A 19,565-nucleotide genomic window follows, 5' to 3' on the forward strand; every position below is an offset into this window, starting at 1 on the left:
TAACAAAGCTATTTAACTTTATTCTTTAATGATTTATAAGCACGTTCTGCTGCTTTTTGTTCTGATTCCTTTTTGGTTTTACCTTTACCTTCAGCTACTGCTGTTCCTTCTAGGATTACTTCTGAAGTAAATAAGCGGTGATGTGCTGGACCCTCTTCATTTATTAATCTATAAGTTACATCACCCTTATTTTGACGATGTACATACTCTTGAAATTGTGTTTTAAAGTCTACCACGCCTTCAAGTTCATCATCTTCAACAAACGGGAAGATTGTCTTTTCTGCAAATTTCCATACAGATGGCAAACCTTGATCTAGATATAACGCACCTACAAAAGCTTCGAAAGCATCAGACACGAGCGACGGTCTCGTACGACCACCCGTTTTTTCTTCACCTTTACCTAATAGAATTAAATCATTTAAGTGAATTTTTTTCGCAAATATTACAAGTGAGGGCTCACAAACAATTGTTGCACGCATCTTTGTTAAATTACCTTCTGGCAATTCTGGGTATTTATCGAACAAATAACGTGAAACCGTCAATTCTAATACCGCATCTCCTAAAAATTCTAATCTTTCATTGTGATCTAAACGATTCATATTAAAATCATTTATAAAACTAGAGTGAGAAAATGCTTGTTGATATAAATCAATTTGATTAAAATTCAAATCTAATTCTTGCATTTTTTCAGCAAACCTCGTTTGGAATGCTTGAACCATTTCCTTTTTTTTATAATTGGTCAATCTCTTTCCTCCTCAGATTTAGAGCTAATCTATTATATACCCTTACATTTTACGTGATTTGTACATAAAACTAAAGAGAAAACTGTTTTAAAAAAACGATAGTAAAACAGCCAACAACACGTCGGGTATTTTACATTGATATTCTCTAAAAATAACAATCGTTGTACTTTTTTAACAATAAAAAATCTGAGCCGTATCTTATAACGACTCAGATATGTGTTTATTATTTTTCAATGCTATTAATAAATTTAACTGCATCACCAACAGTGTTGATTTTTTCAGCTTCTTCATCAGGAATTTCAGTACCAAACTCGTCTTCTAATTCCATAACTAATTCAGCGATATCAAGTGAGTCAGCGCCTAAATCATCTTTGAAAGATGCTTCTTCAGTTACCTTTTCAGCGTCAACTCCTAATCGGTCAACGATGATATCTTTTACTTTGTCAAAGTTTTCCACGTCGATTCACCTCCTTCTAAAAGTTTACTTATAGACTTTTTTATTTTCCCATTTTATCGATTGAAATACAAGTAGTATTTCAATGCTCCAAATGGGAAGTGAATAAATTTACAAGTTAATTCACAATCATCATGCAAAAGTGTAATTAAAATTACAACTTTTTTATAACATTTTTATAAATCGGCCTTTTATTTCAACCATTGACAATTCAATGGTTTTATTCCATAAACATGCCACCATTAACATGAATTGTTTGGCCTGTGATGTATTTTGCCTTATCTGAAGCTAAGAACGCAACAGTATTGGCAATATCTTTATCTTCACCAAAACGTGCTAATGGAATTTGATCTAACATTTGCTCTTTAAGCTCATCACTTAATGCATCCGTCATATCAGAAACAATGAAACCTGGTGCAACTGCGTTTACTGTGATACTTCTAGAAGCTAATTCGCGGGCAACAGATTTCGTCATACCAATAACGCCAGCTTTTGTTGCTACGTAATTTGTTTGACCTGGATTACCAACGGCACCTACCACACTTGATAAGTTGATAATGGCACCACTTCTTTGTCTAAGCATTTGTGGTGTTACCTTTTGAATACAGTTAAATACACCTTTTAAATTTGTATCAATAACGTCGTCCCATTCTTGTTCCTTCATTCTCATAAGTAAGTTGTCACGTGTAATACCAGCATTGTTGACTAGTACGTCCACTGAGCCAAATTGACTTACAACTTCTTTAATCATTGCTTTAACTTCATCACCATTGGCAACGTTGGCTTGTATCGCAAAACTGTCTACACCTTTTGCTTTAATTTCTTCGACTACTGCGTCAGCTTTGTCTTTACTGCCCGCATAGTTCACGGCTACATTGTATCCTTCATCAGCCAATTGTAGTGCAATACTTCGACCTATACCTCTTGATGCTCCTGTTACTAATGCGCTTTTAGTCATTTTCATTCCACCCTTTTACGTCTTCTAATGTTTGAATTGAAGTTACTTTTACATCTCTGTTTATTTTTTTTATTAAACCTGATAATACTTTACCCGGTCCGATTTCTATAAAATGATCAACGCCTTGTGCGATCAACCATTCAGTCGATTCAATAAATTGAACTGGAGAATATAATTGTTTAATCATATTGGCTTTAATGATATTAGCATCAGTTTCTCCTTGTGCATGTACATTTTGAACCACTGGAAACTGTGCATCGTGCCATTCAAATTGATCTACATATTGTGCAAAGTCATCTTCAATCACTTGCATCATTGAAGAATGAAATGGCCCAGAAACTGCTAGAGGTAATACACGTTTCGCACCTCTAGATTTCCCTTCTGCTACTAATTGATCAATTAACGTTTTATGACCTGAAACCACAATTTGACCTGGCGAATTGATATTAGCAGGTTCAATAACTTCATCAGCTGTTGACAAATCTTTACAAATTGCGTTTACTTCATCAAAATCTAAACCAAGCACAGCTGCCATACTACCAACACCATCTGGAAAGGCTGCTGCCATCAATTGACCACGTTTGCGCACAATTTTCACAGCATCTTCAAATTTTAATACGCCGCTTGCAACTAAACTCACATATTCGCCTAAACTATGACCCATTGTATAGTCTGCATCAATATTTTCCAAAGCACTCAGCAAAGCTGAACTATGTGTTAATAATGCAGGTTGTGTATTTTCAGTTTGACCCAGTTTCTCATCTGAATCTGTAAACATCGTTTCTAATAAGTCAAAATCCACAGCAGATTGTGCTTCATTTAATATTGCAGTTGCCGCTTCGTTCTCATTGTATAAATCACTTGCCATTCCGACCTTTTGTGATCCTTGACCCGGAAAAATTATAGCTGTTTTACTCATTTTCTGCACCTACCGTTTCTTTCATTGTTTGAACAATTCGTTGTTCACCAGCAATTTTTGCTTGTTTGATAGCAGAATAAAATGCCTTTGCACTAGAACTACCATGTGCTTTTACTACTGTACCATTTAAACCTAACAAGACCGAACCACCATATTCTGCATAGTCCATTTTAGTCATTAATTGATTTAAATCTTTACGTAAAATTAAAGCAGCCATTTTATTTTTAAAACTACTTAACAATGTAGATTTAAACATTTTTCCTATAGATTTAGCAACACCTTCGAGATTTTTAAGAATCATGTTACCTGTATAACCATCAGTTACTACTACGTCTGCTACATCTTGCATTAAGCCTTTCGCTTCTACATTTCCCGCAAACTTAAATACTTGTTGCTCAGCCATCAATCCGTAAGCTTTTTTTGTTAAACTATTACCTTTTGCAGCTTCAGTTCCAATATTTAACAATCCAACTGAAGGATGTTCAATGCCACGAATCTTTTGCGCATAGATATGTCCTAATTGTGCATATTGTAATAAATGCTCTGGTTTAGCTTCCGCATTCGCACCAACATCCATAAACACAAACCCTTTACCTGAAATTGTAGGTAATGTTACTACCAATGCTGGTCGTTCTACACCTTTAATTCGCCCAACAATAAACAAACCTGCAGACATGAGCGCACCAGTGTTACCTGCAGATACGCACCCTTCTGCTTCACCTGATTTAACAGCTTCTGCCATTTTTACCATTGAACTATCTTTTTTACGTTTGATTGCGCGTACTGGCTCATCTTCCATAGTAATTTCTTCTGTACAATGTCTCACTTCAACTCTTTCATGTTGAATTGTACACTGAGCTTCATCACCGAATAAAATGATTTCTAAATCACTAAAATCATTTACCGCTTTTTTTACGGCATCTAAAACGATTTGTGGTGCATCATCTCCACCCATCATATCAATAGCTAATTTAACCATCTTGCTCATCCTCACTTATATAATACATTTTAAATGTACCCTTAAATACCAATGCATCTTTTACATATGAATTTACTTGTATTATAAAGTACTTACTTGTACTTTCAATTACGTGTGCTTCTGCACGTACTGTATCATTTAATTTTACTGTTTTTAAAAATTCTACATTACTTTCTTTCGTCAACACACTTGATTTATGTATAAGTGCCACACAAAGCGAATTTGCTTGTGCAAATAATACATGACCACGTGCAATTTGGTTTCTGGTAAATACTGAATCCTCGTCAATATCGATAATAGAAGTTGCTTCACGATTTGGTTGGACATTAATGACGTCCCCAATAATTTCACTGCCGTCGATTGAACGGATACGGTCGTGATTTTTCCTAGCAACTGTCTTGATTCTCTTTCGCAATTCCGGAATATTCAAGTATGTACGGTCCAACCTGATTGTTTGAATACTCACTGAAAACAACGTACTCAAATCCAAATCAGTAATAAAGGGATTTTTTTCTATTTCTTTTTTTATAGCTTCGCGTCGTTCTTGTTTTTTTAACTTCATTTTGCTCAACCCCTACTTTTTAGTACCAAGTCTTAAACATTCCTCACATATCATAACACTTTCTATTTGTTCTACTCAACAAATATCATTATTATCTTTAATTATTTTTCACAATTACTTTTTAGTAAAGTAGCAAGTAAATAAATTTAGTAACTTAATATTTTTTTCTAAATGATATAGCCATTTTTAACAATAGAAAAATTACAAATTTATTAATCTTTAATTATTTTTAAAATAGTTATTGATTTTAACTAATATTAATTGCATAATGATAAGCAATTAATAAATAAAATATTAATTTGCTTTTTAATAATTTCGGAGGTATTTAAATGAAAAAATTTTTACTCGCAACATTGGCATCGAGTGCAACGATTGCATTGTTAAGTAATACCGTTGACGCTAAAGAGACATCAGCAAGGCAAACGATAACTGAAAGTCAATTAAAGCATCTAGATGATATAAACGTTACAAGCAACCAAGATATTGAAAAATTACTGCAAGATAATGCACAAAAATTAATTCAGAATAAAACGAAAGCTAAAGATGAGAGTTATGTTCGTTCTGCATTTGATCAGTATCATGTCGTTAAGAAAGAAGCTGATCAATCAGGTTCAACACACTATACGCTAGAACCAAATAAAGACAACGTAACAGCGTCTGATAGCCGAATTAAAGTACATGTAAATAACGATAATAAAGTTACTTTAATTAATGGTAATTTAGATAAGCCAAAAATCGAAACAACGAATAAAGTTCAATTATCTAAAAACGATGCAGAAGATAAAGCTCTCTCAGCCTTAGGCATCGATAAAAATAAAATTAGTAATATTAAAGGATATCCTGTTATTAGTGATAATAAACTTGATATTAATAGTGATAAGAAAAAACTTGTTTACGATGTTGAGATTAACTACATACACCCTAAACTTGCACATTGGAAAGTCCAAATTGACGCAAATACAGGTGACGTAATTCGAAAACAAAACTTAATCGAACATGCTAGTGCTACAGGTAAAGGTACAGGCGTAAATGGCGATGTGAAATCACCTTTAAATATTACAAACACACTAGGTAAATATACCTTACACGATACATCTCAAGATACTGAAATCGAAACGCGTTCAGCAAATAGTACTGAATCATTATCATTACCAATTATCAATGGTTCAACTAATTTCAATAAAGATAATCAAAAAGCTGGTGTCGATGCACATTATTACGCTAATTCAGTCTATCACTATTACTTAGACAAGTTTAATCGCAAAAGTTTAGATAATAATAATAAAAAAATTGATTCTGTAGTACATTATGGAAAGCAATATAATAATGCCGCATGGACTGGTCAATATATGGTTTATGGTGATGGAGATGGCAAACAATTTGCACCTCTATCAGGTGCTAAAGATGTAGTAGCTCATGAATTAACACACGCAGTAACTGAAAATACTGCAGCACTTGAATATCATGACCAACCTGGAGCTTTAAATGAATCATTCTCAGATGTCTTTGGCTATTTCAATGATCCTGATAATTGGTTGATGGGAGAAGATGTGTATACACCAGGTAAAGATGGCGACGGATTACGTAGTCTATCAAATCCAGAGAAATATAATCAACCTGCTAATATGGCTGATTATTATAAAGGCACAGACGATGAAGGCGGCGTACATATCAATAGTGGTATCCCTAATAAAGCTGCTTATCTAACTATAAAATCAATTGGCAAATCAAAAGCAGAACAAATTTACTATTTAGCATTAACACAATACCTAACACCTAAATCACAATTCACTGATGCAAAAGCCTCATTAAAAGCGGCTGCAAATCAATTATATGGTGATAATAGTACTGAAACACAAGCAATTGAAAAAGCTTGGAATGATGTAGGCGTTACAGACTAGTAACTGACAATTTGAAACATATTTTCTAATTTAAAAATGCCACGCCCAAAGATTGAATTAATCTTTGGGCGTGGCTATATTTATATTCCTCTATTGCACTTATTTATTCACATCATAATTTCGATTAAGCACATGTTTAGCATATCCATTACATACTAAATCACTACTAGTCAAAGCTCATATATAATAGATTATCTTGAATAAATGTCCTTAATCGCTCATATTGCGGTTCAAAGAACGCACCAGATTGGATTAACTCAGCAGCTTCATCCCTTGCAACTTCAAGCATTTTATAATCTTCAACTACATTGGCTACGAGGAAATCAGGCAGTCCACTTTGCTTTACACCAAAGAAATCACCAGGACCACGCATTTCTAGGTCTCTCTCACTCAATTCAAAGCCATCTGTCGTTTGAGTCATGATATTCATTCTTTCAATTCCTGTTTCAGTTTTCGGAGAAGCAATTAACACACAATAACTTTGATGTTCACTTCTACCAACACGACCACGCAACTGATGTAATGTAGACAACCCAAAACGATCAGCATCATAGATCATCATAAACGTAGCATTGGGTACATTGACTCCTACTTCGACAACAGTAGTTGATACTAAAATATCAATCTCATGATTACTAAATCGTTGCATCACTTCATCCTTATCATCAGATGATAACTTACCATGTAAGAGCCCTACTTTTCCTTCACCATAATATTGTTCTAATGATTCATATAGTGCTACTACGTTTTGTACGTCTTCTAAATGCTCAGAACTTTCAATCAAAGGACAAATGACATAGGCTTGTCGCCCTTTTCTTAATTCAGCTGTCATTTGATTTAACACACTGTCATACGCTTCATGCTTAGACCATGAGGTAATAATTGGCTTTCTTCCTTTTGGTAACTGCTTTATTGAGGATACATCCATTTCTCCAAAGACAGATATTGCCAATGTTCTAGGTATTGGTGTGGCAGTCATAAAGAGTACATTAGTCATCGCACCCTTTTCTCTTAATAATTGTCGCTGATTCACACCAAAGCGATGTTGTTCATCCGTAATTACCAAACCAATATTATGAAATATAACATCATCCTGTATTAATGCATGTGTCCCTATAATACAATCGATTTCATTATTTTCAAGTTGTTCTAAAAGTAGTTTTCTTTTTTTCCCCTTTACCGATCCAGTAAGCAGTGCTACATTCATGCGATCACCAAATATTCCAACTAAACTTTCAGCGTGTTGTTCTGCTAAAATTTCAGTTGGCACCATCAATGCAGACTGATAACCCGCTGTTTTTAAAGCATACATACAAATAGCTGCAACCACTGTTTTACCTGATCCAACGTCTCCTTGTAGTAAACGGTGCATGCGTAATGGTGCCTTTAAGTCTCTGAAAATTTCATTCACACTATTTTTCTGAGCATCCGTTAATTCAAATGGTAAATCTTTAATGAATTGTTTGACTAATTCAATATCATAATCTACTTCGATCGCTTCATCTGATGTTTTTTCAATTCGATTCAACCACTGCATTCTCAATTCAAACATAAATAACTCAGTAAAGGCATATGTACGCCTTGCTTTAAGCAATGATTGTTTATCAGGAGCAAAATGCAACGCATGTAATGTATCATTTAATGTTTCTAATTTATATTTTGCTCTTAACTCATCTGATAGCCACTCATGAATTGTAACTTCACCCAAAACCTGTCGAATCATTTCTCTTAAAGGTTTCTGTTTGATACCTTCTTTTATTCGATATACCGGTTCAAATTGAGTCTCTGATTCACTACTTTGAGTAAAAAACATCCGCATTCCATTGATTTCTTGTTTACTACGGTTCCATTTACCTTTTACTGTAACCATACCGTGCAATTCTATTTTTTTCTTTAAATACGGTTGATTAAAAAAAGTACACTTAACCGCAATATGATTTACCATAATATGCACAGTCAATTTAGATTTATTTCTACCAAAAAAAGCGACAGTAGGCGTTGAATAAACTTCACCCACTACTGTCACTGTCGCCTGATCTTCCGCCTGATTTAAATCTATTACAGTATTATCATCATAGCGTGTCGGTAAATATAATACTAAATCTTCTACCGTATAAATATTCAATTCATTTAGTACAGCCAAACGTTTAGGTCCTAAACCCTTTATCTGTGCTAAAGGGAAAGGACTATCTATTAAGTTGATTTTCGACATTTTAATCACCAAATATTTCTTGTTTTAATCGTTGGCCTGTAGGTGTACCTGCTAGACCTCCTCTTCCAGTTTCACGCAGAGCAGATGGCATCGTTTGGCCAATCTTATACATTGCTTCAATAACTTCATCCGTAGGTATTCTTGAAGTCACGCCAGCTAATGCCATATCGGCAGACACGATTGCATTTGAAGCGCCAGCGGCATTTCTTTTTACACATGGCACTTCAACTAAACCTGCAACTGGATCACATACTAAACCTAGCATATTTTTCAAACAAATTGCAAAGGCTTCGGCAGATTGTTGTGGCGTTCCACCTGCTAATTCAACTGTTGCACCAGCCGCCATTGCAGCTGCAGAACCTACTTCAGCTTGACAACCACCAGCAGCCCCTGAAATGGATGCATTATTAGCTACGACAAAGCCGAATGCACCAGAAGTTAATAAGAAATTTAACATATCCTTTCTACTAGGTTCTAGACGAGGTTTTAAACCAAATAATACACCTGGTACAACTCCCGCAGAACCTGCAGTAGGCGTTGCACAAATTTTCCCCATAGCTGCGTTAACTTCGTTAGTTGCAACTGCTTTACTTACAGCATCTAATAACGTTGGCCCTGCCAATGACTTACCTGATTTAATGTACTCTTGTAATAAGACTGCATCTCCACCAGTTAATCCTGTTGTAGAGGTTACACCTTTTAGTCCTTCTTCTAAGGCATTTTCCATTGTTTGTAAATTTTTATCCATATGAGCATATATTTCTGCTTCTGATAATCCTGTAACTTCCATCTCTTGCTCTAACATAATTTCGTGAATTTTTTTATTTTGTGATTCACATAATGCAATTAATTCTTCCACACTTTTAAACATGTAATAACCTCCATCATGCGTCTCCCATGAGTGAAACCGTCACTACACCATCGACGTTTTTAATTTTTTCTATTATTTCATCGTTAATCGCATCATCTAACTCGCAAGTCATTAATGCTTGGTCTCCTTTTTCTTTTCTTGAAACTTGCATACTACCAACATTAATACTTGAATCTCCTAAGATATTTGCTACACGTCCGATTGTTCCAAAAGTATCCTTATGGAATACTAACAATGCAGGATAATTACCGCTAATAGCAATGTTAAATCCATTGATAGCTACAACTTCAATTTTACCTCCACCTATTGAGACACCTTCAACCGAAATTTCCTTTTCACTATCTCTCATATTAATAATCGCCGTATTTGGATGCGATCTTTCTTCAGCCATCTCAATAAAGTTAACCTTGACACCCATTTCTTCAGCCGTTTCTAAACTTGTCCGTATTCTATCATCATCTGTATCATAGCCAAGCAAACCACCGACTAATGCTACATCTGTACCATGGCCTCTATATGTTTCCATAAATGAACCATATAAATAGATATCTACTTGCTTAGGTAGATAATTAAATAAATCACGCGCTACAAGTCCGATTCTAACCGCGCCTGCTGTATGAGAAGAAGATGGGCCGACCATTGTAGGACCGATAATATCAAAGACTGTTTTATACTTCATAATTTATACCCCACTCTTATTTTTAATGTTTCTAATGTGTTGCGCTTACATTTTTGAACGTTGCTATTATTATAACAACTTACTAATCGTTTATAAACCAATTCCGGTTGTAATAATCACTTAAAAACTAAAGCATATTATAGCGCACAATTAATTGTGCACTTATAAGCAAAGCCAATAGTTAATAATAATGGAATTTACTTTTGCAATCAATATGCTAACACATAAAAATATACGCAATTAGATTAATACATCTAACTACGTATATTATGTACCTTACTTTTTAATAGTCTACCTTCACTATTCTACCGAAAATAAATATGGATAAACGGGTTGATCTCCTTGATGAACATCAAGTTCAACATCTTCATAATTTGCTTCTACCCATGATACAATCGCTTCTGTTTCTGATTGATTCGCCTCCGCACCAACTATAAGTGTGACAATTTCACTATCTTCAGCAATCATCGTTTCTAATAAACTTTGCGCTGCATCAATTAACACTGGGTTGCTAGTTACAATTTTATCCTCAATCAAGCCCATAAATTCATCTTTCTTAATTTCAATGCCGTCTATTTTTGTATCACGTACAGCATATGTAATTGCACCCGATGATACCACACTAAGTGTTTCGTTCATACGCGCTTTATTATCTGACAATGAATCTGCTTCATCATAATTGAATAAAGCCGCAATACCTTGAGGTATCGATTTACTTGGTACGACTACCGCTTCAGCATCTACAATGCTAGCTGCTTGTTCGCTCGCCATCATTATATTTTTATTATTTGGTAATATAATTGCACGTTTACATTTAGATTGTTCAATTACTTTAACAATGTCCTCTGTTGATGGATTCATCGTTTGACCACCACTTATAACATGCGTTGCGCCCATTGATTTAAATAACTCAGAAATACCATCACCCATTGAGATGGTAATCACTGCCGTTTCGACTTCATGTGATGCAGTGTTGTTTGATGAATTGCTCTCTTCTTTTTTAACAACTTCTCGATGTTGTTCACGCATATTTTCCACTTTAAGCTTTATCAATTCACCATATTGTTGACCGTAATTGAATACATCACCAGGTTTTTCAGTGTGTACATGAACCTTAACAATTTCATCATCATTAATTACGAGTAAAGAATCTCCAAATGCACTCATGTCATTTCTAAATTGTTGTTCATCGAATGCTTTTTTATCTTTACCAAAGCGTACCATCATTTCTGTACAATAGCCGAATTCAATATCCTCTGTATTAATTACACCATGAAAATCATGTGCTTCATTGACTAATGTGTCTTTATCTAATTTTGTAACTTGTGCATCTATTGTTTCGCCTTTTAATGCACTTAAAAAGCCTTCATAAACAAGTACTAAACCTTTACCACCACTATCTACTACACCTACTTCTTTAAGTACAGGTAATAGATTCGGTGTATTTTCCAAAGATTTTTCGGCTTCTGCTACGATAAATGACAATAATTCTATACAATCCGTTGTTTCTGTAACTTTTGCTTGAGCTGCTGCTCCTGCATCTCTTGCCACTGTCAAGATTGTGCCTTCAACTGGCTTTAATATCGCTTTATATGCAGTATCTACCCCTGCTTGAAAGCTATCTGCTAATTGTTGTGCATTAATCACTTCTAAGTCTTCTAGCTGTTTACAAAATCCTCTGAAAATCTGAGATAAAATAACACCAGAATTACCTCTTGCCCCCATAAGTAATCCTTTAGAAAAAGTTTTACCTAATTCTCCTATATGTTGAGATAAATTTTGCTCTACTGCTTCTCTACCTGATGTCATTGTTAAATTCATATTCGTCCCTGTATCACCGTCTGGTACTGGGTAAACATTTAATGAATCAACTAAATCCGCATGATTTGATAAATTTTGCGCTCCTTGAATTATCATTTCAGCAAATAATTTACCATTAATTTCGCTAACCATTGTACGTTATCCTCCTAGTTTTTCACGCCATTATTCACTCGTACACCTTGTACAAATATATTAATTGAGTTTACTTTTACTTTTAATGTTTGTTCTACTGTATATTTTATTGTTGATTGTAAATTGCTTGCGACTTCAGAGATTTTTGTTCCGAAACTCACAATGATATACATATCTATATTTACTAAACCATTTTCTTCCTTAACAATAATTCCCTTTGCATAATTATCGTATCCTAAAATTTCTGCTATGCCATCTCTAACTTGTTGTCTAGAAGCCATGCCTACAATCCCATAACATTCTACTGCTTTACTGCCTACGACCGAAGCTATTACCTCATTTGAAATGTCTATACTACCATAATCATTCGTGATCTCTAATGTCATCTTTATAGGCCTCCTAGTAATTTGTTATTAAATCATATTTAATTTGCTTCTGATGATAATTTATTATATTTATCCACATTGTACAATTATAGCATAAATTGATTTTAACAAAAGCATTACTGTTATAAAACAGTAATTTTTTTCATGAAAATATTGCTATATAAAAATATCTATGGTACATTATTTGAGTATGTAGTAGATACGTGTATTTATATTTATTAAAGGAGGTACTTTCATGGGCAAACAATGTTTCGTAACAGGTCGTAAAGCTTCAACTGGAAACAATCGTTCACACGCTTTAAATTCTTCTAAAAGAAGATGGAATGCTAACCTTCAAAAAGTTAGAATTCTTGTAGACGGAAAACCTAAAAAAGTTTGGGTTTCTGCACGTGCTTTAAAATCTGGTAAAGTAACTAGAGTTTAATAAATATAATGCACGAAAAAGACCAGTCCTTATGTGGAGGATTGGTCTTTTTTTATTTATTTTATTGTAAAGTTATGACTTATCTCTACTACGAATCACTAATACATTGCCTTTAAAAATCTCAATCTTTCCAAAATCATCAGCTATTTCATTAGAAATCGTTAATGTAGAGCCCTTTAACAAAGTTTCATGATCTAAATTATATTTGAAATGAGTTAGTGAAATTTCAGTTGGTACTGTTGTTGGTACAAATGAGATATATGGTAACGTTGGATTGCGCTTTACAAAATGTTGCCCCGCCGACAAATAGCGAATCTCATTGCAGTCATCAATTAACGCTATTGTTAAGTCTTGCATTTCAAATTCAGGCTTTTCTAAAATTTGGATTGCACCTAAAAAATGATCTAATCTGCCACCCGTGGCACCATATATTTCAATTTCCCTATAACCATAGGCTATTGCTTGTTCCACACCCAATGCTAAATCCGTATCATCCTTTTCCGGATTCAACGGATTAAGTGTGATTTGCCGTTCAATCAAAGCACGTTCATCCTCATTTATAGAATCAAAGTCTCCTACCGCAAATTGTGGTGTGATCTTATGTTCAATTAATACTAATGTTCCACGATCTATCCCTATCCATCGCTCATTAGACTTTCTCTTTAAAATATCAATTGGTAAATTTCTATCCCCACAAAGCAAGTTGACTTTCATCTTTATCAACCTTTCAACAATTTTGTAACTTGTTTATAATCATCTTGTTTAAAGAAATAAGAGCCAGCAACTAGCATCGTTGCGCCATGTTCAATTACATTTTTAACGGTTTCATTATTTATACCACCATCTACTTCTATATCAAAATCGAGTTCCATTCTATCTTTAATAGAAGTTAATTGATCTAATTTTTCGATGCTATCACTGATAAAGCTTTGTCCTCCAAACCCAGGATTTACAGTCATCACTAAGACATAATCTACCATTCTAATAACTGGCAATATTGCATCTACAGGTGTGCCAGGGTTTAATACCACACCTGCCTTTATATTTTGCGATTTGATTTGTTCAATCACTCTATGAATATGCGGCGTTGCTTCTACATGTACAGAAATCATGTCTGCACCATGTTGTGCAAATAAATCAACATATTTCTCAGGTTCCTCTATCATTAAATGCACATCAATAGGTAATTTTGTCCCTTTTCTGACCGCATCCAAAATAGGAAGACCAATCGATATATTTGGTACAAATCGCCCATCCATAACATCGAAATGTACACCATCGACGCCTGCTGCTTCTAAATCCTTTAATTCTTGTTGTAAATTTAAAAAATCTGTTGATAATAAAGATGGATATAATTTTGCCACTAGTATCTTTCCTTTCTATTTGCTATCTCATTGAATAGTTGTACATAATGATCATATCTAAATTGTGCAATATTACCCAATTCAACTTCGGATTTTACCTGACATTTCGGTTCCTTGATATGATTACAATTTCTAAATTTGCACTGTTCACCGAATTCATTTATCTCTAAGAAATAATGTTTTACTTCGTCTTTTTGTATATGATCAAAATCCAATGCACTAAATCCAGGGGTATCAGCTATAAAGCCATTTGACCTTTCATATAATTCAACATGTCGCGTTGTATGTCTTCCTCGATTCAGTGATTTAGATATATGTTGTGTCTCTAATTCTAATTCTGGAAAATAATGATTGAGTAATGTCGATTTTCCAACTCCAGATTGTCCACTTAACACAGCTAATCCTGAACCCCATGCTTGAAACACATCATTAACATCGTCGTTAACACCTATAAATTGTGTTTTATAACCTATTGCTTCGTAAATAGCTAGATTCTGTTTAATCTGACTCGCAATAGTGTCAGTAGTTAAATCCTTTTTCGTTACTAAAATACGCGGACGCAAATGATATGAATGTGCAATAACTAAAAATCGATCTAATAATTGTGTTGAAAAATCGGGCTCCACCGCACTCATAACAATAATGAGATGATCAATATTACTTACAGGTGGCCTCTTCAATTCATTCTTTCTATCATGAACGTGGTGAATATAGCCTTCAGTTACATTCTCCACTTCAAAATCTACGACATCACCAACAATAGGCGAAAATTTATTTTTCCTAAATAATCCACGCGGCTTTGTATCATATAGTTCTCCATCTACATCTACACGATAAACGCCACTAATTGATTTTATGATGCGACCTGTCTTCACTTAGGCACCCCTCTTTTAAATACTATTACTTTATATATTATAGCAAAGCAAATTCATTTTAAATATGAATAAAGCATCTTTATAGAAAATTCATACATTTCTTTTTTAGTATGCTAAGAATTTAATCGTAAAAATTGACTATAATCATAGATTGATTACAAAAAGCATTCTCATATGGTACAACTTTCGAACTATATCACTACACAATTATACAAATACTTTAATAACTTTGTATTATCACACTAAACCATGAGCCTATTTTCATATAATTAAATACTGCTTTGAAATCACTATGACAATGAGACATATTAAACATTTTTATCTCAATAAATAACAAAAGCACCTAGAATAGTTTGATATTGAAACCAAACTGTTCTAGGCGCTATATTTAAAGGCGATTTATATTCTAAAAATCATAAGGAATATCTTTATCTGCAACGATTTTATTATCGACACGAATTGTGTAACCTGCAGTCTTTCCTTTTTCAATCGTCATCGGAATTTTAACTGTCTTGTTATCTTTAATCTTGAAAGTTTGTGCAGCCGAAGTACCTGGATTGTCTTTATCTCTGATATATACTTTAACTTCTTGTGCTTTATCATCCTTACCTGAATATGGCACTTGATATGTCTCTGTATATTCTTTTGTTGCCTCTTCGTCTTTATCCTCAGATTTATCTTTGTCATCGTCCTTATCTTGATCATCATCTTTATCATCTGCTTTAGGAGCACCAGAAGATACTGTAAAGGCAATCGTAGAACCTTCATCTACTTCTTCAGCTTTTGGAGATTGACTAATAACATTACCTTTTTTAATCTTATCGTGTTCTTGTTCTTCATTGACTACAACTTTAAAGCCTTTACTTTCTAAAGCTGATTTTGCAGATTTAAATGATTTTTTCTCATAATTAGGAACATAAACTTGTTTCACACCTAATGATTCTATTAGTTGTATGCCACTATCTTTAATCTTCACTTTATCGCCAGGATTAATATTTTGATCTTCTATTAAACCTTTAGCAGTATTATTTTTAGTATAGCGCGTATCTACTTTCACATCATCGATACCCAGTTTTTTCAAACGATCAAGTGCTTCATCTTTAGAAACACCATACAAACTTGGCATTTCAACCATTTTCGGGCCTTTTGATAAAATGAGATCAACTTTACTATTTTGTTCAAGTCGTTCGCCCTTTTCCGGTTTTGTTTTAATGATTTTATTTTCTGGATATTTATCACTATATTCACGTGAAATCTTTCCTAGTTCTAGCTTATTGTCATTAAGTATTTTCTCTGCTTGCTTTTCTGTTTTGCCCGATAAATCTGGCGTTTCAAGATATTTATTGCCAAACATCCCCATTGCCATAAACCCAAACAAGCCAAATAGTAATAATACGAGTATCCCTGCATAGATAATCTTTTTACGTTTTGAGCGCTTTTTTGCTGGGACTGCATAAAATGGTTCTTCACTCGATTGAAACGCTTGCTGATTGACAATTGGAATTTGCATTGTTTGCTTTAAATTCTTATTTTTGTCTTCTTTTGTTTTGTTCGCCAACTCCGTTTTATCAATTGCGATGGTTTTCGTATTTGTTTCATCAGATTGATATGTCGGTTCTGATTGTCTTGACGAAGATAATGCTGTGTCTAAATCTGCTTCCATTTCATTTACAGTTTGGTAGCGATCTCGTTTATCCTTTTCAGTAGCTTTTAAGACAACGTTGCTCAAGGATTGTGGCACCTCTGAACGTTGTTCTGTAGCATTCGGCATAGGATCTTGAATGTGTTTAATTGCTATACCAACTGCAGTTTCTCCTGAAAATGGTGGTTTCCCGACTAACATTTCATACAAGACTACACCTATAGAATAAATATCTGTGCCATTATCCGTCATTTCTCCACGTGCTTGTTCAGGAGAAAGGTATTGAACCGTACCTAAAACATGATTGGTTTGTGTCATCGTGGTTTCACTTAACGCTTTAGCGATACCAAAATCAAGTATTTTCAATGTTAGATCATCAGTGACAAGAATATTTTGTGGTTTAATATCCCTGTGCACAATCTGAGTTTCATGTGCATGTTTAATTCCATCAATAATCTGCTTTGTAAATGAAATAACCGTTTGTAAATCAAGCGATTTATGCTGTTGAATATACTCTGCCAAAGTAGGACCTTTAATATATTCCATTACTAAAAAGAAATTTTCATCATTTTCTGTTACATCAAAAACGTTAACAATATTATTATGCGATAACTGACTTAAGTTATGTACTTCACGCTCAAAACGCTTGATCGTCGCTTCCTTTTCCCCAGGAGGAATTCGAATTGCTTTAATCGCAACATTTCGGTCGAGTATTGAATCTTCAGCAAGATAGACTGTACTCATTCCCCCACCACCAAGCTTCTTAATCACTTTGTAGCGTTCATTTATTAAGTTGCCTATCATACTTTATCTCCTTCAATCTCAGCCAATATTACACTAACATTATCATTAGAATCATTAGCTAAAGCTAAGTTAATTAAATTCTGTCCATGTTGCTCTAAGGTATGATCAGTCATCAATTCTTCTTGGATTGCTTGATTCAAGGTGAAATCAGTCAATCCGTCAGAATTTAACAATAGATAGTCAAAGAACTTCGTTTTTTTAACAAAGACATCAGGTGTCACTAATTTATCCGTTCCCATAACCTTAGTAATAATATTTCGTTGCGGATGGTGAAATGCTTCTTCTGGAGTGATTTGTCCCATCATCACTAAGTGATTAACAAAGGAATGGTCATTTGTTATTTGTTCAATTTCTCTACTGTTGACCAAATATGCTCTGGAATCTCCAACATTGGCCACAACGATAAAATGATCAAAAACCAATGCACAAACACATGTAGTTCCCATACCTTTGTATTCAGGATTTTCTACTGATTGTCGATACAAGTCACGATTGATTGCTTTCAAAGTAGTTCTCAACCATGTTTCAGCTTGCTCCTCTTCTACTAGGTTTTCAGCTTCAAAGCGACGTTTTAACTCATCTGTTACAAATTGACTCGCAACTTCCCCTGCTAAATGACCGCCCATACCATCACATAACACTAATAATTGTTGCTCAGTTTGATTGTAAAAAACGCCACCTGCATCTTCATTTTTATCACGATATCTTCCCATGTCAGTAAAAAAATGTGCTTTTAGCATGTCACTACCTCGTTTCTACTTTTCGTTCCTTTGCTCTAAGTTGCCCACAAGCAGCATCAATGTCTGCACCTTGTTCACGGCGAATCGTTGCATTAATACCTAATCGTTTTAATTCTTTTTCAAATTTAAAGATATCTTCTTTTGGTGTTTTAACGTAATTTCTTTCTGGCACGTGGTTTACAGGTATTAAATTGACGTGACAGTTTAACTTCTGAATTAAATGCGCTAACTCTCTCGCATGCTCCACCTGATCATTAACGCCTCCAAATAAACCATACTCAAATGTTACACGTCTATTTGTTTTTTCTTGATAATATTTAATTGCTTCCATCAGTTTTTCAACATTATAAGCTCTATTAATCGGCATTAATTGTGAACGAATTTCATCTTTAGCGCCATGTAAACTCACTGCAAAATTAATTTGTATATCTTCTTCTGCAAAATCATAAATACGTGGAATAATTCCTGAAGTAGACACGGTAATATGGCGTGCGCCAATATTTAAACCATTATCATGATTCACTATTTTCAAGAAATCCATCATTTCATCGTAGTTTTCAAACGGTTCACCGATACCCATGATAACGATTTGAGAAACACGTTCATCTGTTTCATCTAATGCCTTTTGAACAGTTAGTACCTGTGAAACGATTTCTCCAGCTTCAAGGTTACGCTTTAGACCCCCAAGTGTAGACGCACAGAATGTACATCCAATTCGACAACCTACTTGTGTTGTAACACATACAGAGTTCCCATATTCATGACGCATCAACACTGTTTCAATTGTGTAGCCATCTTGTAATTCGAAGAGGAATTTTATTGTACCATCTCGACTTTCTTGTTTAACAACAGTTGTAAGTGTCGTCATTGCAAAGTTATCTTTTAAAATTTCTCTTAATTCTTTTGATAAATTTGTCATTTCATCAATACTATTTACACGTTTTTCATATAACCATTCAAAAATTTGTTTCGCTCTAAACTTTTGTTGACCATGGTCTTGTAACCAATTTTGCATTTCGTCATATCTTAATGAATAAATGGATTGCTTTTCAAAATTGGGAAGAAACTTATTCTTTTTCTTCTTCTCTGCAGTAATCAT

The 19,565-nt window shown here is 34.2% G+C and carries 19 protein-coding genes; 2 read left to right on the top strand and 17 right to left on the bottom strand.

What is annotated here, in order from left to right; genetic code table 11:
- Positions 1-8: 8 nt before the first annotated feature.
- The 6 genes from rnc to fapR form a co-directional block, all read right to left on the bottom strand.
- Positions 9-719, bottom strand: coding sequence for a ribonuclease III (gene rnc, locus ACY191_RS10210; RefSeq protein WP_119627757.1), 711 nt, complete (start codon positions 717-719; stop codon positions 9-11).
- Between the two features lie 247 nt (positions 720-966).
- On the bottom strand, positions 967-1,200 hold the full coding sequence (locus ACY191_RS10215; RefSeq protein WP_042738881.1) for an acyl carrier protein: 234 nt from the start codon (positions 1,198-1,200) through the stop codon (positions 967-969).
- A 217-nt stretch (positions 1,201-1,417) separates the two neighbouring features.
- Entirely contained in the window at positions 1,418-2,155 is a 738-nt protein-coding gene (fabG, locus tag ACY191_RS10220; protein WP_042738882.1) for a 3-oxoacyl-[acyl-carrier-protein] reductase, read from the bottom strand.
- Positions 2,148-3,074 (bottom strand): ACP S-malonyltransferase, encoded by a 927-nt coding sequence (gene fabD / locus ACY191_RS10225; RefSeq protein ID WP_042738883.1) that lies wholly within the window; start codon positions 3,072-3,074, stop codon positions 2,148-2,150. The genes fabG and fabD overlap by 8 nt, the downstream gene beginning before the upstream one ends.
- Positions 3,067-4,053: a phosphate acyltransferase PlsX gene (plsX, locus tag ACY191_RS10230; protein ID WP_042738884.1), complete on the bottom strand. Its 987-nt coding sequence runs from the start codon at positions 4,051-4,053 to the stop codon at positions 3,067-3,069. The genes fabD and plsX overlap by 8 nt, the downstream gene beginning before the upstream one ends.
- The gene (gene fapR / locus ACY191_RS10235; RefSeq protein WP_042738885.1) at positions 4,046-4,615 is read right to left on the bottom strand and encodes a transcription factor FapR; all 570 of its coding nucleotides are present in this window, start codon (positions 4,613-4,615) and stop codon (positions 4,046-4,048) included. The genes plsX and fapR overlap by 8 nt, the downstream gene beginning before the upstream one ends.
- Before the next feature lie 329 nt (positions 4,616-4,944).
- Between fapR and ACY191_RS10240 the strand changes: the two genes are divergently transcribed.
- On the top strand, positions 4,945-6,516 hold the full coding sequence (locus tag ACY191_RS10240) for a M4 family metallopeptidase (protein ID WP_042738886.1): 1,572 nt from the start codon (positions 4,945-4,947) through the stop codon (positions 6,514-6,516).
- Positions 6,517-6,682: 166 nt separating this feature from the next.
- Here ACY191_RS10240 and recG read toward each other — a convergent pair whose 3' ends face one another.
- The 5 genes from recG to ACY191_RS10265 all read right to left on the bottom strand — a co-directional run bounded on the left by recG (position 6,683) and on the right by ACY191_RS10265 (position 12,617).
- A complete protein-coding gene (gene recG, locus ACY191_RS10245) occupies positions 6,683-8,728 on the bottom strand; it encodes an ATP-dependent DNA helicase RecG (RefSeq protein WP_229367144.1) in 2,046 nt (681 codons plus the stop codon).
- Between the two features lies 1 nt (position 8,729).
- A complete protein-coding gene (sdaAA, locus tag ACY191_RS10250) occupies positions 8,730-9,599 on the bottom strand; it encodes an L-serine ammonia-lyase, iron-sulfur-dependent, subunit alpha (RefSeq protein ID WP_042738888.1) in 870 nt (289 codons plus the stop codon).
- A gap of 13 nt (positions 9,600-9,612) precedes the next feature.
- Positions 9,613-10,278: an L-serine ammonia-lyase, iron-sulfur-dependent subunit beta gene (sdaAB, locus tag ACY191_RS10255; protein WP_042738889.1), complete on the bottom strand. Its 666-nt coding sequence runs from the start codon at positions 10,276-10,278 to the stop codon at positions 9,613-9,615.
- Positions 10,279-10,578: 300 nt separating this feature from the next.
- Complete coding sequence (gene fakA, locus ACY191_RS10260; protein ID WP_042738890.1) at positions 10,579-12,231, bottom strand: fatty acid kinase catalytic subunit FakA; 1,653 nt, start codon at positions 12,229-12,231, stop codon at positions 10,579-10,581.
- Positions 12,232-12,245: 14 nt separating this feature from the next.
- Positions 12,246-12,617, bottom strand: coding sequence for an Asp23/Gls24 family envelope stress response protein (locus ACY191_RS10265; protein WP_042738891.1), 372 nt, complete (start codon positions 12,615-12,617; stop codon positions 12,246-12,248).
- Between the two features lie 235 nt (positions 12,618-12,852).
- On the opposite strand from ACY191_RS10265, the gene rpmB reads away from it, so the two are divergent.
- Positions 12,853-13,041, top strand: coding sequence for a 50S ribosomal protein L28 (gene rpmB, locus ACY191_RS10270; RefSeq protein WP_002483503.1), 189 nt, complete (start codon positions 12,853-12,855; stop codon positions 13,039-13,041).
- Positions 13,042-13,113: 72 nt separating this feature from the next.
- Here the strand turns inward: rpmB and ACY191_RS10275 are convergent, their stop codons facing one another.
- The 6 genes from ACY191_RS10275 to rlmN form a co-directional block, all read right to left on the bottom strand.
- The gene (locus tag ACY191_RS10275; protein ID WP_042738892.1) at positions 13,114-13,755 is read right to left on the bottom strand and encodes a thiamine diphosphokinase; all 642 of its coding nucleotides are present in this window, start codon (positions 13,753-13,755) and stop codon (positions 13,114-13,116) included.
- 5 nt (positions 13,756-13,760) lie between these two features.
- Positions 13,761-14,405 carry a ribulose-phosphate 3-epimerase gene (gene rpe, locus ACY191_RS10280; RefSeq protein ID WP_042738893.1) on the bottom strand — a complete coding sequence of 215 codons (645 nt, stop codon included), beginning with the start codon at positions 14,403-14,405 and terminating at the stop codon, positions 13,761-13,763.
- A complete protein-coding gene (gene rsgA / locus ACY191_RS10285; protein WP_042738894.1) occupies positions 14,405-15,280 on the bottom strand; it encodes a ribosome small subunit-dependent GTPase A in 876 nt (291 codons plus the stop codon). The genes rpe and rsgA overlap by 1 nt, the downstream gene beginning before the upstream one ends.
- Positions 15,281-15,686: 406 nt before the next feature.
- Positions 15,687-17,726 carry a Stk1 family PASTA domain-containing Ser/Thr kinase gene (pknB, locus tag ACY191_RS10290; RefSeq protein WP_463270020.1) on the bottom strand — a complete coding sequence of 680 codons (2,040 nt, stop codon included), beginning with the start codon at positions 17,724-17,726 and terminating at the stop codon, positions 15,687-15,689.
- Positions 17,723-18,466: a Stp1/IreP family PP2C-type Ser/Thr phosphatase gene (locus ACY191_RS10295; protein ID WP_229367142.1), complete on the bottom strand. Its 744-nt coding sequence runs from the start codon at positions 18,464-18,466 to the stop codon at positions 17,723-17,725. Before ACY191_RS10295 ends, pknB begins: the two co-directional genes overlap by 4 nt.
- Positions 18,467-18,470: 4 nt before the next feature.
- The gene (rlmN, locus tag ACY191_RS10300) at positions 18,471-19,565 is read right to left on the bottom strand and encodes a dual-specificity RNA methyltransferase RlmN (protein WP_042738897.1); all 1,095 of its coding nucleotides are present in this window, start codon (positions 19,563-19,565) and stop codon (positions 18,471-18,473) included.

This window comes from Staphylococcus sp. TCBT05 (genome assembly GCF_055179755.1).

Excerpts from the sequence above, each read along its gene's own strand:
- rnc (WP_119627757.1), bottom strand. The coding sequence starts at position 719 with ATGGTTCAAGCATTCCAAACGAGGTTTGCTGAAAAAATGCAAGAATTA.
- fabG (WP_042738882.1), bottom strand. The coding sequence starts at position 2,155 with ATGACTAAAAGCGCATTAGTAACAGGAGCATCAAGAGGTATAGGTCGA.
- fabD (WP_042738883.1), bottom strand. The coding sequence starts at position 3,074 with ATGAGTAAAACAGCTATAATTTTTCCGGGTCAAGGATCACAAAAGGTC.
- plsX (WP_042738884.1), bottom strand. The coding sequence starts at position 4,053 with ATGGTTAAATTAGCTATTGATATGATGGGTGGAGATGATGCACCACAA.
- fapR (WP_042738885.1), bottom strand. The coding sequence starts at position 4,615 with ATGAAGTTAAAAAAACAAGAACGACGCGAAGCTATAAAAAAAGAAATA.
- ACY191_RS10240 (WP_042738886.1), top strand. The coding sequence starts at position 4,945 with ATGAAAAAATTTTTACTCGCAACATTGGCATCGAGTGCAACGATTGCA.
- recG (WP_229367144.1), bottom strand. The coding sequence starts at position 8,728 with ATGTCGAAAATCAACTTAATAGATAGTCCTTTCCCTTTAGCACAGATA.
- sdaAA (WP_042738888.1), bottom strand. The coding sequence starts at position 9,599 with ATGTTTAAAAGTGTGGAAGAATTAATTGCATTATGTGAATCACAAAAT.
- sdaAB (WP_042738889.1), bottom strand. The coding sequence starts at position 10,278 with ATGAAGTATAAAACAGTCTTTGATATTATCGGTCCTACAATGGTCGGC.
- fakA (WP_042738890.1), bottom strand. The coding sequence starts at position 12,231 with ATGGTTAGCGAAATTAATGGTAAATTATTTGCTGAAATGATAATTCAA.
- ACY191_RS10265 (WP_042738891.1), bottom strand. The coding sequence starts at position 12,617 with ATGACATTAGAGATCACGAATGATTATGGTAGTATAGACATTTCAAAT.
- rpmB (WP_002483503.1), top strand. The coding sequence starts at position 12,853 with ATGGGCAAACAATGTTTCGTAACAGGTCGTAAAGCTTCAACTGGAAAC.
- ACY191_RS10275 (WP_042738892.1), bottom strand. The coding sequence starts at position 13,755 with ATGAAAGTCAACTTGCTTTGTGGGGATAGAAATTTACCAATTGATATT.
- pknB (WP_463270020.1), bottom strand. The coding sequence starts at position 17,726 with ATGATAGGCAACTTAATAAATGAACGCTACAAAGTGATTAAGAAGCTT.
- ACY191_RS10295 (WP_229367142.1), bottom strand. The coding sequence starts at position 18,466 with ATGCTAAAAGCACATTTTTTTACTGACATGGGAAGATATCGTGATAAA.
- rlmN (WP_042738897.1), bottom strand. The coding sequence starts at position 19,565 with ATGATTACTGCAGAGAAGAAGAAAAAGAATAAGTTTCTTCCCAATTTT.